The organism is Piscinibacter defluvii, assembly GCF_004011805.1.
GTDB classification, from domain to species: domain Bacteria; phylum Pseudomonadota; class Gammaproteobacteria; order Burkholderiales; family Burkholderiaceae_C; genus Piscinibacter; species Piscinibacter defluvii.
Window position 1 is genome coordinate 159,754 of record NZ_RCHJ01000005.1, and the last position, 13,465, is coordinate 173,218.

Below are 13,465 nucleotides of genomic sequence, written 5' to 3' on the forward strand. Positions count from 1 at the left end.
GGTCAGCGTGTCAGGCGCGGGCCGGCTGCAGGCTCGCGCGGGCCGGACGGCGGTGCGCCGCCTTGCCGTAGCGCTCGACGGTCAGCCCGTCGAGGCTGATCTCCGGCTCGCGGCCGCTGATCAGGTCGGCCAGCACGCGACCGGTGCCGGCGGCCATGGTCCAGCCGAGCGTGCCGTGTCCGGTGGCCAGCGACAGGTTGCGGTAGCGCGTGCCGCCGACGATCGGGGTGCCGTCCGGCGTCATCGGCCGCAGGCCGGTCCAGAACTCGGCGCGCGAGACGTCGCCGCCGTGCGGGAACAGGTCGGTCACGACATGCTCGAGCGTGCGCCGCCGCGCGTCCGACAGGCCGAGGTCGAAGCCCGACAGCTGCGCCGTGCCGCCGACGCGGATGCGGTCGCCGAGCCGCGTGACCGCGACCTTGTGCGTCTCGTCCATGATGGTCGATTCGGGCGCCTGCGCCGCATCCGTCACCGGCAGCGTGATCGAGAAGCCCTTCACCGGGTAGACCGGCACGTCGATGCCCAGCGGCGCGAGCAGGCGCGTCGAGTAGCTGCCCAGCGCCATCACGATGTGGTCGGCGCTCAGCAGGCCGGCGTCGGTCTCGACGCCGGTCAGCCGCTCGCCGCTGTGCTGCAGCGCGCGGATCGACACGCCGAAGCGGAAGCGTGCGCCGAGCTGCTGCGCCATGCGCGCGAGTTCCTGCGTGAACTTGAAGCAGTCGCCCGTCTCGTCACCCGGCAGGCGCAGCGCGCCGACGAACTTGTCGCGCGTCGCGGCCAGGCCCGGCTCGACCTTCACGAAGCCGGCGCGATCGAGCAGCTCGAAGGGCACGCCCGAGCGGCGCAGCACCTCGATGTCCTTCGCGACGCCGTCGAGCTGCTGCTGGGTGCGGAACAGCTGCAGCGTGCCCTGCGTGCGCTCGTCGTAGCGGATGCCGGTCTCGGCGCGCAGCGCACGCAGGCAGTCGCGGCTGTACTCGGCCAGGCGCACCATGCGCTCCTTGTTGACCGCGTAGGCGCGCTCGTTGCAGTTGGCCAGCATCTGCAGGCACCAGCGCCACAGCGCCGGGTCGAGCGAGGGCTTCACCACCAGCGGACGGTGGTGCATCAGCAGCCACTTGATCGCCTTCAGCGGCACGCCCGGACCGGCCCAGGGCGCGGAGTAACCGGGCGACACCTCGCCGGCGTTGGCGTAGCTCGTCTCGAGCGCGGGGCCGGCCTGGCGGTCGACCACCGTCACCTCGTGGCCCGCGCGGGCCAGGTAATACGCGACCGACGTTCCGATCACACCGCTGCCGAGCACCATCACGCGCATGTCGTCTTCCTTGCCATTCGAGGCGCGCCGTGGCGCGCGATGGGAGTCCTCTTTGCACCGTCCGTGCCAGCACGGCGAGTCCTTTGAAATCAAGGACTTAGCGAAAGTCGCCCACGGCCTGTCTGTCAGGAAATCGTGACGGCGGACGTCTGGATGCGGAAGATTCCCTCGTGACGACAATGACTTGGGTCATCTGTATCGAAACGACTACACTGTCCTGAAGTTCATACAGCTATCCATGCGCATCGAGGTCCAGATCGCCGACCGCGTCGGCATCGCCCAGGAGATCCTGGCCAAGCTGGCCGGCCGGGCGCTGAACGTGTCGGCGGTCGAGGTCGAGCCGCCGCATGTCTACGTCGAGGCCCCGGCACTCGACGACGCCGGCTACGCGCAGCTGCGCCGCGAGCTGCTGCAGGTGGCCGGCGTGATCGCCGTCGAGCCGCTGGCGATGCTGCCCGGCGCAAGGCGGCGGCTGTACCTCGACGCGCTGCTCGCATCGCAGGCCGACCCGGTGCTCGCCGTCGATGCCGGCGGCAGCGTGGTCGTCGCCAACGCCGCGGCGGTGGCGGCCAGCGGCCGCAGCGAGGCCGAGCTGATCGGCGCTTCGCTGCCCCTGCTGCTGGGCGACGCCGAGGTGGCCGCGGCGCTGGTCGGCGGCACGCGCATGCCGGCGCAGGAGATCCAGCTCGGCGGCGAGCCCTTCCTGTGCGAGGCCGTGGCGCTGCACGAGCCCGGCGGCGACGTCGCGGGCGCGGTGCTCACGCTGCACGCGCCGCACCGCATCGGCGAACGTCTCAGCGCACTGCAGAACTACGACGCGGGCGGCTTCGAGTCCATCCTCGGCGATTCGCCGGCGATGCGGCAGCTCAAGGCGCGCGCGGCGCGAATGGCGCAGGTCGATGCGCCGCTCCTGATCCGCGGCGAGACCGGCACCGGCAAGGAACTGGTCGCGCATGCCTGCCACGCCGGCAGCCGCCGCCGCGCACAGCCGTTCTTCGCGCTGAACTGCGCGGCACTGCCCGAGAGCCTGGCCGAGAGCGAGCTGTTCGGCTACGCGCCCGGCGCGTTCACCGGCGCGCTGCGCGGCGGCAAGCCCGGCCTGCTGGAGCTGGCCGACCGCGGCACGGTGTTCCTCGACGAGGTCGGCGAGCTCTCGCCCTACCTGCAGGCCAAGCTGCTGCGCTTCCTGAACGACGGCAGCTTCCGGCGCGTCGGCGGCGACCGCGAGCTGAAGGCCGACGTGCGCATCGTCAGCGCCACGCACCGTGCGCTGGAGCAGATGGTCGCCGAGGGCAGCTTCCGGCAGGACCTGCTGTTCCGGCTCGACGTGCTGCAGCTGCAGCTGCCGCCGCTGCGCGAGCGCACCGAAGACATCGTGCCGCTGGCCGAACTGTTCCTCGAGCGCGCCTGCGCGCAGACCGGCCGAGCGCGCGCGCGGCTGGCGCCCGCCGCCAAGGCGGCGCTGCTCGCGAACCCGTGGGTCGGCAACGTCCGGCAACTGCAGAACGTGATCTTCCGCGCCGTCACGATGAGCGAGGCCGCGGTGATCAGCGTCGCCGACCTGGAACTGGCCGGCGCCGCCGCCGGGCCGGCCGAGGTGGCGCTGGACGATGTCGCCACGCTGGACGACGCGGTCAGCGGCTTCGAGCGCGCGCTGCTGCAGCGGCTCTACCCGCAGTACCCGTCGTCGCGCAAGCTCGCCGAGCGGCTCGGTGCCTCGCATTCGGCCATCGCCATGCGGCTGCGGCGCTACGGCATCGGCACACGCTGACCGCGCCTTCAGCGCCCTCGGCCGTCCTTCAGCATCTGCGCGATCTGGAAGGCCAGCTCCAGGCTCTGCGAGCCGTTCAGGCGCGGGTCGCAGGCGCTGCGGTAGCGCTCGGCGAGGCTGGCGTCGGTCAGGCCCTGCGCGCCGCCGCGGCACTCGGTGACGTCGGCGCCGGTCAGCTCGACATGCACGCCGCCGGCATGGCTGCCCTCGGCGGCATGCACGGCGAAGAAGTCGCGCAGCTCGGCCAGGATGCGGCCGAAGTCGCGTGTCTTGTAGCCGTTCGCGCTGGTCACGGTGTTGCCGTGCATCGGGTCGCAGCACCATACCGGCGCACGGCCGTCTTCGCGCAGCGCACGCAGCAGCGCGGGCAGGCGTTGCGGCAGCACGCCCGCGCCCATGCGCGTGATCAGCAGCAGCCGGCCCGGGCGGCGCTCGGGGTCGAGCACCTCGAGCAGGCGGCAGAGTTCGTCGGGTTCCACCTTCGGGCCGAGCTTCACGCCGATCGGGTTGGCGATGCCGCGCAGGTACTCCACGTGCGCGCCGTCCGGCGCACGGGTGCGTTCGCCCAGCCACAGCAGGTGCGCCGAGCCGCCGTACCAGCGGCCGCTGGCCTCGTCGCGGCGCGTCAGCGCCTGCTCGTAGTGCAGGTGCAGTGCCTCGTGCGAGGTGAAGAAGTCCACCGCGTGCAGCTGCGGCGTGCGTGCGGCGTCGAAGCCGCAGGCCTCCATGAAGGCGAGGCAGTCGGTGATGCGGTCGGCCAGCGCCTCGAAGCGCTCGCCCTGCGGGCTGGCGCGCACGAAGTCGGTGGTCCAGCGGTGCACCTGGTGCAGGTCGGCGAAGCCGCCCTGCGCCAGCGCGCGCAGCAGGTTCAGCACCGCCGCGGCATGTGAGTAGGCGCGCAGCAGGCGCTGCGGGTCCGGCTGCCGTGCGGCGGCGTCGAAGGCCGCCCCGTTGACGATGTCGCCGCGGTAGGAGGGCAGCGTGAGGCCGTCGAGCGTCTCGGTGTCGGACGAACGCGGCTTGGCGAACTGCCCGGCGATGCGCCCGACCTTGACCACCGGGCAGGCCGCGGCATAGGTCAGCACCACCGCCATCTGCAGCAGCACGCGGAAGGTGCCGCGCACCGTGTCGCTGCCCAGCTCGTCGAAGCTCTCGGCGCAGTCGCCGCCCTGCAGCAGGAAGGCTTCGCCGCGCGCCACGGCGGCGAGATGGCCGCGCAACGCCTCGGTCTCGCCCGGCTCCACCAGCGTCGGCCAGGCGGCGAGCTGACCCTCGGCCGTTTCCAGCGCCGCAGGGTCGGGGTAGGCAGGCAGCTGGCGCAGCGGCCGGGTGCGCCAGCTCGAGGGGGACCAGTCGGCGTTCATCGTTGCTCCCGCGGCGGCGGGGCGGCCGCGTGCGTGCATTGTCCGCCCGGCGACGAGGGCGCGGCTCGTTGCGTGCGATCAACCGTGCCGGCCGTGCCTGCCGCAAGACTGGCCGAACCGGCGCCGCCGAGAAGCGCACGGACGGAGACAGGCGACCATGAGCACACCGATTCCCTGGGGCAGCGAGTTCCTGGTCAACACGACCACGCTCTACTACCAGCAGTTTCCCGCGATCGCGGCGCTGGCCGACGGCCGCTTCGTCGCCGTGTGGGAAGACGACAGCTACAGCGCCCCCGACGGCACGCGCGCCGTGCGTGGACGCCTGTTCGGCGCCGATGGGTCGGGCGCCGTCGAGTTCGTCGTCAACCTGACCACCGCCAACGCGCAGGACATGCCGACCGTGGCGGCGCTGGCCGACGGCGGCTTCGTGGTCGCCTGGGCCGACCAGAGCCTGTCGGCCGACGATCCGTACTTGTCGGCCCTGAGGGCGCAGTACTTCGACGCCAGCGGTGCACGCTCAGGCCCGGAGTTCCTCGTCAACGCGGCGACCGCCGGGGCGCAGACGCAGCCGCAGCTCGCGACGCTGGACGACGGCCGTCTCGTCTGTGTGTGGGTGGACGGCAGCCAGACCGGCGGCGACAGCTCGGGCGATGCGATCCGCGGGCGCATCCTCGACCCCGCCGGCCGCACGCTCGGCCCGGAATTTCTGGTCAACACCACCACGGCGGGCGCGCAGGGCGACCCGGCGGTGACCGCGCTGGCCGACGGGCGCTTCGTCGTGACCTGGCAGGATGCCGGCGGGAGCGTGCCGCTGCTGCGCGGGCAGGTCTTCATCGGCGAGGGTGTCAAGGCCGGCAGCGAGTTCGTGCTCCCGAGCACCACCGGCATGGCCGACCCCGAGGTCACCGCGCTGCAGGATGGCCGCTTCCTGCTGACCTGGACCGACCTGGAAGGCGACGGGTCGGGCCGGTCCGTGCGCGGCCAGCTGTTCCGCGACGACGGCAGCCGTTCGGGCGAGAGCTTCCTCGTCAACACGACGGCCCTCGCCGACCAGCAGGTCCCGGCGGCGGCGGCCTTGCACGACGGCCGCTTCGTCGTCGCCTGGGAAGACGCCAGCGCGGCAGGCCTCGATGACTCGGGCCGCGCGATCCGGGCCCAGGTGTTCAACCCGGACGGCAGCCGCAACGGCATCGAGTTCCTGGTCAACACGAGCGTGGTGGGGGACCAGGCCAATGTCTCGGTGGCGACGCTGGCCGATGGCCGCTTCGTCGTCGGCTGGACCGACTGGGGGACGAACACCGACGGCTCCGCCTCGGGCATCCGCGGCCAGGTCTTCGACCCGCGCGAGGCCGCGGTCACGCTGCGCGGCACCACCCTGGCCGACCAGCTCGTCGGCACGCTGTGGGGCGACAGCCTGGCGGGCGGGTACGGCCATGACACCCTCAACGGTGCGGCGGGTTCCGACACGATCGCCGGCCAGGCCGGAAACGACACGCTGCGCGGCGGCGCAGGGAACGATCTGATCGACGGCGGCGACGGCCACGACCAGCTGCGCGGCGGCGGCGGCGGCGACGAGCTGTCGGGCGGCGCCGGCCACGACACCCTGAGCGGCGATGCGGGCGCCGACCTGACGGTGGGCGGCCCGGGCGACGACACGCACCAGGTCGACAGCGTGGCCGACGTGGCGCTGGAGTTGCCGGGAGAGGGCACGGACATGCTGACCTCCGGCACGATCTCGCTCGACCTGCGCCTGTCCGAGAACATCGAGTACGCCCGTTTGAGCAGCACGCGGGCCCTGAACCTCACCGGCAACGCCAGCCACAACGTGCTGATCGGCAACCTCGCGTCCAACGTGCTCGACGGCGGCGCAGGCAACGACACGCTGCAGGGCGGTGCGGGCGACGACACCTACGTGGTGGACAGCGCGGGCGACATGCTCACCGAGGAGAGCGGCGGCGGGCGCGATCTCGTCAGGATCGCGACGGCAGCCTACACCTTGCCGGACTACGTCGAGGACGCCTGGATCCTTCTGCCGAGCGCCGTCACCGGCAACGGGCAAGGCAACGTGATCTACGCCGGCTGGTACGAGGACCGCATCGACGGGGCCGGCGGATTCGACGAGGTGTCCTACGCCCTCGGCGCCGACGCCGGCGTCACCGTCAGCCTGGCCGTCACGACCGCGCAGGTCACCGGCGGCTCGGGCACGGACACGCTGCTGAACATCGAGAAACTGACCGGCTCGTCCTTCGACGACAGCCTGAGCGGCAACGCCGGCATGAACTGGCTGAACGGCGCGGCCGGGGCCGACACCCTGGTCGGCGGGGATGGCTCCGACACGTACTTCGTGGACACCGCCGCGGACGTGATCGTCGAGACCAATGCCAACCTGTCCACCGGCGGCACCGACGTCGTCTACAGCGCGGCGACCGCGTACACGCTGACCGCGAACGTCGAGGACGCCTTGATCACCCTCGACGGCGCCGCGGACCTGGCCGGCAACGCCGGCTCCAACGTCCTCTTCGCGGGCCCGGGCAACAACCGGCTCGACGGGGCGGACGGCATCGACACGGTCGACTACGTGCGTTCGACCGCAGGGGTCACGGTCGACCTGAGCGTGACGACCGCACAGGCCACCGGCGGCTCGGGCTCGGACACGCTGCTGAACATCGAGTTCCTGCACGGTTCCGGCTTCGCCGACCGCCTCACGGGCCACGCCGGCGTCAACCTGCTGGACGGGCGCGCCGGCAATGACACGCTGACCGGAGGTGACGGCAACGACACCTACTGGGTCGACGCGGCCGGCGACGCGGTGGTCGAGTCGAACGTCGACATCGCCACCGGCGGTTCCGACCTCGTGTACAGCACGGCCGTCGCGTACACGCTGGGCGCGAACATCGAATCCGGCTGGATCCGCGTGGCCACGGCCGCGGACCTGACCGGCAACGCCGGCAACAACACGCTGGTGGCCGGTACCGGCAACAACCGCCTCGACGGGGCGGGCGGTGTCGACACCGTGACCTACGTCTACGCCGACGCGGCCAGCGCCGGCGTGACGGTCAACCTCGCGCTCGGCACCGCGCAGGCCACCGGCGGCTCGGGCAGCGACACGCTGCTGAACATCGAGAACCTGACCGGCTCGAACTACAACGACTCGCTCACCGGCAACGCCGGCGCGAACGTGCTCGACGGCGCCGGCGGCGCGGACACGCTGAGCGGCGGCGACGGTGCCGACACCTACCAGGTGCGCGAGGCTGGCGACCTGGTGGTCGAGACCAACGCAGCGGCCGCGGGCGGCACGGACCTGGTGTACAGCAGCCTGGCGAGCTACACACTCGGCGCCAACGTCGAGAACGGCCGCATCACGACCGCGAGCGCCGCGTCGCTCACGGGCAACGGGCTCGGCAACGTGCTGTATGCCGGCACCGGCAACAGCACGCTCGACGGCGCCGCCGGCACCGACACCGTCTCGTACCAGTACGGCGCGTTCGCCGGCGTCACCGTCAGCCTGGCGATCACCACCGCGCAGGCCACCGGCGGCTCGGGCAGCGACGTGGTCCTGAACGTCGAGAACCTCACCGGCTCGGGCTACGGCGACGTGCTGACCGGCAATGCCGGTGCCAATGCGATCAACGGCCTGGGCGGGGCCGACACGATGGCCGGCGGCGACGGGGCCGACACCTACTACGTCGACAGCAGCGGCGACGTGGTCAGCGAGACCAATGCCGCGGCGGCAGGCGGCATCGACACCGTCTACAGCTACCTCGCCAGCTGCACGCTGGGCAGCAACGTCGAGAACGGGCGCATCCGCACGACCGGCAGCGCCGACCTGAGCGGCAACACGCTGAGCAACCTCCTCTACGCCGGCGCCGGCAACAACGTGCTGAGCGGCGGCAGCGGCACCGACACGGTCTCGTACGAGTACGACTCGAGTGCCGGCGTGACGCTCAACCTCGCGCTCACCACGGCGCAGGCGACTGGCGGCTCCGGCAGCGACCGATTGGTCTCGATCGAGAACCTGACCGGCTCGGCCTACGGCGACCGGCTGATCGGCAGCAGCGGCGCGAACGCGCTGCGTGGGCAGGGCGGCAACGACACGCTCGCCGGCGGGCTCGGCAACGACACGCTGACCGGCGGCAGCGGCGCGGACGGCTTCGTGTTCGAGACCGTGCCCAACGCGGCCACCAACCTGGACACGATCGTCGACTTCGTGGCGGTCGACGACGGCATCGCGCTGGACAACGCAGTCTTTGCGCAACTGGGCGCCACCGGCGCGCTCGCCGTGGCCAACTTCCGCGCCAGCAGCACCGGCACGGCGGCCGACGCGAACGACTACGTGCTCTACAACACGACGACCGGCACGCTCGCCTACGACGCGGACGGCTCGGGCAGTGCGGCGGCGCCGATCGCAGTCGCGGTGCTGACCGGCGCGCCGACGCTGAGCTATGCAGACTTCGTGGTGATCTGAAGCCGGGTGCCGTTGGCCGTGGCCGGTCGGTGCGACCTGCCCCGCGCCGACCTCCGACAATGGACACCCGATGGTCTCCGAACCGCACCGCCTCGCCTGGCTGCTGCTGTGGGTCACACCCGCGCTGTGGTCGTCGAACTACCTGATCGCCCGCGCCGCCGACGGCGTGATCGCACCGCACCTGCTGGCGCTGCTGCGCTGGACCCTGGCGCTGCTGCTGCTGCTGCCCTTCAGCTGGCGCGCGCTGGTGCGCGAGCCGCGCGGCTGGCTGCGCGAATGGCCGCAGCTGCTCGTGCTCGGCGGGCTCGGCATGTGGATCTGCGGAGCCTTCGTCTACATCGGCGCGCGGACCACGAGCGCGCTGAACATCGCGCTGATCTACGCCGTGGCGCCGGTGGGCATCGCGGTCTGCGGCGTGCGGCTGCTGCACGAGCGCATGTCCGCGGCACAGCGGCTCGGCGCCGCACTCGCCGTGGCCGGTGTCCTGTACGTGATCGCCCGCGGCGACGTCGGCAACCTGATCGCCGTGCGCTTTGCGCTCGGCGATGCGTGGATCGTGGCCGCGTCGGTCTCGTGGATTGCCTATTCGGTGCTCTCGCAGCGCTGGAAGTCGGTGCTTCCGCCGGCAGCGCGCACCGCCGCCGTCGTGGCCGGCGGGGTGCTGGTGCTGCTGCCCTTCACGCTGCTCGAGGCCTGGGCTGCACCGCAGCCGCCGTGGAGCGCCCGTGCCGCGCTGCTCGTTGTCTTGGCTGCGCTGCTGCCCGGCGCGCTCTCGTACACCGCCTACGCCATCGTGCAGCGCGAGCTGGGCGCGGCACGCACCGGCCTGATGCTCTACCTGGCGCCGCTGTATGCCGCGCTGCTCGCCTGGGCCCTGCTCGGCGAGCCGCCGCGCGGCTACCACGTCGTCGGCGCGGCACTGATCCTGCCGAGTATCTGGCTCGCCACACGCAGATGACGCAGACGAATCGATGGCGCCGACGGTCGCGGTGATGGGACTGGCGCGGTCGGCCCAGCGCTGGCGGAAGCGGTGAGATTCGAACTCACGGACGGTTGCCCGTCGCCGGTTTTCAAGACCGGTGCAATCGACCACTCTGCCACGCTTCCCGTGCGGGGGATTCTATCGAGCGGTTGTCCTCGGGCGACCTGACGCGACGCTGATCGAAGTCCGCGACAGCGGTGCCGCAAGAACCTAGGGATGTCGGCGGCGCGCAATCCAGCACCATCCAAGCGTCGTGGTCCGCGCGGCGCGGCACTCGGCATTGATGCGACTGGAGGTGCGATGTGACGGGTTCACTTCTCTCCTTTCTTGGTCTGCCGCCGCCTCGGCGTGGTTTGCCGGGGCAGGCGAAGGCCGGCCCCAGGCAGCCCACCGGCCCCATCCGTGCGCCGGGCGTCGAGCCCCGCGAGGAACTGCCCGCGCAGCGCCCGCCGGCGCCGAGCCAGGGCGCGCCGAAGCCGCCCGCGGGCTCGGTGCCGGACAGCCTGCGCATGCGGCGCGATCCGCTCGGCACCGGCGGCCTGCCGCCGAACCTGCGGCCGAAGATCCCGGCTGGGGGCAACGCCGCCAAGCCCGGCGAGCCGACCGACGACGAGATCGCAAAGGCCAGGGCCGCCTTCGAGAAGACCCAGCTCAAGGGTGCCGAGCAGCTGGCCGCGGTGGTCACGCGGATCGGCGAGAAGCAGCGCCGCGATCCGCTCGTGGCGGTGCTCCGCAACGGGCTGAACAGGATCCAGCCCTTCGTCTCCGACAAGAAGTTCAAGGAGGGGCTGCACGCGGCGCTCGATGAACTCGCCAACAAGGGGCTGGAGAAGGGCTTCGTCAAGCTGATCGAGCTGGCCATCGGCAAGACGGCCGGCGAAGTGAAGCGACCGGACCCGAGTGTTCCGCCGACCGGGACCAAGCCCGACGAGGCCCCCGGCGAAGTGATAGTCACCAAGGACATCGAGATCGGCGGCGGCAAGGGGAACGAACGGTTCGTCTTCGATGGCGTGCCGCCGAGGGTTGCGCCGGGCGGGCCGATGCTCTTCAAGGTGTGGACACCTGCCCGCTGGAGCCTCAAGAACAAGCGCTGGGACAACACGCGCGTGATCGTCGAGTTCAGGGGCAGCGGCCCGAAAGGCTGGGCACTGCCCAGTGCCGCGTTCCGCAACAAGGGCGCGAACGACGTGAAGATGAAGGCCCCCGACGTGCCGGGCCCGTACGTGCTCTACATCGAGGCGGCGGGCATTCGCGAGCCGAGCCCGGAGCGGGAGTTCCAGGTCACGCCGTAGTGCGGCTGCTTCGGCGGTGGGGTGCACCGTCGAGGTGGGCATCGGGCCGGGGCAGGGGCCGGAGCAGTCTCGACAGCGGCCCGTCGTGCGGGCTCGTGTCGACGAAGGACTGCGGCTGGATCGAGGCTGCTGGTGGTGGCTGGGGCGGGCTGCGCAGGCGAGTGCCCGAGCGGATCGGCCTCTCGGAGCCTGGGCGGCCACCCTGGACCGATGAGCAACGTTCGCACGCACGGATTGAATGCGTGCTGCCGACCCATCAGCGACATCCGGTGCCCCCAACAGCGCGTCGCGAACCGGTCGCTCCCGCATGACCGCACATTCGGCAGTGCCCTCTGCCCCGACAACGGGCCCCATGGCAGCGGCGTCGACTCGTTTGGTCGTGCGCTGCAACCGGCTCAACGAAGCCAGTCCTTGATGCGAGCGCCCAGGCTCTCGCGGCTGATGCCGTAGCGGTCGTGCAGCGTCGGAAGCGCGCCCGCATCGAGAAACGCATCGGGCAGCCCGGCCAGCTGGAAGCCGGCGGGCTGCACGCGGTGTCGCAACAGTGCGCTTGCAACCGCCTCGCCGAGCCCTCCAATTACCGAGTGGTTCTCGGCCACGACCACCAGGCGGTGCTTGTAGCGCACGTTCTCGACGATCGCCATCTCGTCCAGCGGCTTGATGGTGGGGCAATGCAGCACTGCAACATCGACATGGTCTCTGGCCAGATCCTTCGCCGCCTCCAGCGCCCGCATCGTCATCAGGCCGCTGGAGATGACCAGCACGTCGCCGCCGTCGCGCAGCAGCTTGGCCTTCCCCAGCTCGAATCGGTAGCCCTCGATCTCGTCGAGCACCAGCGGCACGTTGCCGCGGAGGAGGCGCATGTAGACCGGGCCCTTGTGCTCCGCGATCTGCGGGACGGCCTGTTCGATGTCCAGCGCATCGCAGGGATCGACGATGGTCAGGCCGGGAACGCCACGCATCAGCGCGACGTCCTCGATCGCGGCATGGCTCGGGCCGTAACCCGTGGTCAGGCCCGGCAAGGCGCAGCAGATCTTGACGTTCAGGTCCTCCTCGGCGATCACCTGGTGGATGAAGTCGAACGCGCGACGCGTGCCGAACGCGGCGTAGGTCGTCGCGAAGGGGACCAGGCCCTCCTTGGCCATGCCACCGGCGGCGCCCATCAGCAGCTGCTCGGCCATGCCCATCTGAAAGAAGCGCTCGGGGTACGCCTGCGCAAACAGGTGCAGGTCGGTGTACTTGGCGAGGTCGGCCGTGAGGCCGACGACATCCGGCCGGTCCGCGGCGTAGGCGACGAGCGCCTTTCCGAATGGCGCGGCCTTGACCTTCTGGCCCTCGGAGGCGATCGAGGCGATCATCGCCGAAGTGGTCAGGCGCGGTTTCTTGTCTGCGGCGGCGGTGCTCATGCCGGGGCTCCTTCAGGTTGCACGTAGGGCTGGGACTGGTCCAGGATCTCGAGGGCCTTCTGCCACTCGGTCGGGTCGACGCGGATGAAGTGGTTCTTCTCGCGCTGCTCGAGGAAGGGCACGCCCTTGCCCATCAGCGTGTCGAAGACGATCACGCGCGGCTTCGCATCCTTCAGCAGCCGCGCCGTGTCAAAGGCCTCGACGACAGCGGCAAGGTCGTTGCCGTTCACACGCTGGACGTGCCAGCCGAAGGCAGCCCACTTGTCGAGAAGGGGCTCGAACCCCAGCACCTTGCCCGACGGACCGTCGGCCTGCTGGTTGTTGACGTCCACCAGGCAGATCAGGTTGTCCAGCTTGTGGTGTGCGGCCGACATCGCGGCTTCCCACGTGGAGCCTTCGTCGAGCTCGCCGTCGGACATCGAGTTGTAGACGAAGGCCGGATTCTTCTTCTGCTTCAGCGCGAGCGCGATGCCCACGCCAATGATCAGCCCCTGGCCGAGCGAGCCGCCCGAGATCTCCATGCCGGGTGTGTAGGTCGCCATGCCCGACATCGGCAGGCGGCTGTCGTCGCTGCCGTAGGTCTCGAGCTCGCTCTCGGCGATGACGCCGGCCTCGATCAGCGCCGCGTAGTGCGCGATCGCGTAGTGCCCATGCGAGAGCAGGAAGCGGTCGCGACCCTCCCATTCGGGCTCCTGCGGGCGCAGGTTCATCGCATGGCAGTAGGCAGTCGCGAGAACGTCGGCCCAGCCGAGCGCCTGGCCGATGTAGCCCTGGCCCTGGACCTCGCCCATGCGCAGCGCGAAGCGCCGAATGCGGTAGGCGCGCTGCGCGAGGCCGGCGAGCTGGTTGTTGGTGGTCGTCACGGATGGC

At 71.2% G+C, this 13,465-nt stretch carries 8 protein-coding genes and 1 tRNA gene; 4 read left to right on the forward strand and 5 right to left on the reverse strand.

Annotated features, from left to right (window positions below):
• Nucleotides 1–10: 10 nt before the first annotated feature.
• A complete protein-coding gene (locus D9C15_RS16285) occupies nt 11–1,315 on the reverse strand; it encodes a D-amino acid dehydrogenase (RefSeq protein WP_127999101.1) in 1,305 nt (434 codons plus the stop codon).
• A gap of 238 nt (nt 1,316–1,553) precedes the next feature.
• On the opposite strand from D9C15_RS16285, the gene D9C15_RS16290 reads away from it, so the two are divergent.
• Nucleotides 1,554–3,086 carry a sigma 54-interacting transcriptional regulator gene (locus tag D9C15_RS16290; RefSeq protein WP_127999103.1) on the forward strand — a complete coding sequence of 511 codons (1,533 nt, stop codon included), beginning with the start codon at nt 1,554–1,556 and terminating at the stop codon, nt 3,084–3,086.
• An 8-nt stretch (nt 3,087–3,094) separates the two neighbouring features.
• On the opposite strand, the gene D9C15_RS16295 is transcribed toward D9C15_RS16290, so the two are convergent.
• Nucleotides 3,095–4,450, reverse strand: a complete 1,356-nt coding sequence (locus D9C15_RS16295) for a class II 3-deoxy-7-phosphoheptulonate synthase (RefSeq protein WP_127999105.1) — start codon at nt 4,448–4,450, stop codon at nt 3,095–3,097.
• Between the two features lie 157 nt (nt 4,451–4,607).
• On the opposite strand from D9C15_RS16295, the gene D9C15_RS16300 reads away from it, so the two are divergent.
• Together D9C15_RS16300 and D9C15_RS16305 are read left to right on the forward strand one after the other, a co-directional pair.
• Nucleotides 4,608–8,915 (forward strand): beta strand repeat-containing protein, encoded by a 4,308-nt coding sequence (locus tag D9C15_RS16300; protein WP_127999107.1) that lies wholly within the window; start codon nt 4,608–4,610, stop codon nt 8,913–8,915.
• Nucleotides 8,916–8,985: 70 nt separating this feature from the next.
• Complete coding sequence (locus D9C15_RS16305; RefSeq protein WP_127999109.1) at nt 8,986–9,873, forward strand: DMT family transporter; 888 nt, start codon at nt 8,986–8,988, stop codon at nt 9,871–9,873.
• Between the two features lie 61 nt (nt 9,874–9,934).
• Here D9C15_RS16305 and D9C15_RS16310 read toward each other — a convergent pair.
• Nucleotides 9,935–10,022, reverse strand: a tRNA-Ser gene (locus tag D9C15_RS16310).
• 366 nt (nt 10,023–10,388) lie between these two features.
• Between D9C15_RS16310 and D9C15_RS16315 the strand changes: the two genes are divergently transcribed.
• Nucleotides 10,389–11,189 carry a hypothetical protein gene (locus tag D9C15_RS16315; RefSeq protein ID WP_127999111.1) on the forward strand — a complete coding sequence of 267 codons (801 nt, stop codon included), beginning with the start codon at nt 10,389–10,391 and terminating at the stop codon, nt 11,187–11,189.
• A 395-nt stretch (nt 11,190–11,584) separates the two neighbouring features.
• On the opposite strand, the gene D9C15_RS16320 is transcribed toward D9C15_RS16315, so the two are convergent.
• Together D9C15_RS16320 and D9C15_RS16325 are read right to left on the reverse strand one after the other, a co-directional pair.
• Complete coding sequence (locus D9C15_RS16320) at nt 11,585–12,595, reverse strand: transketolase family protein (protein WP_127999113.1); 1,011 nt, start codon at nt 12,593–12,595, stop codon at nt 11,585–11,587.
• Nucleotides 12,592–13,458 (reverse strand): transketolase, encoded by an 867-nt coding sequence (locus D9C15_RS16325; RefSeq protein WP_127999115.1) that lies wholly within the window; start codon nt 13,456–13,458, stop codon nt 12,592–12,594. Before D9C15_RS16325 ends, D9C15_RS16320 begins: the two co-directional genes overlap by 4 nt.
• Nucleotides 13,459–13,465: the final 7 nt, after the last annotated feature.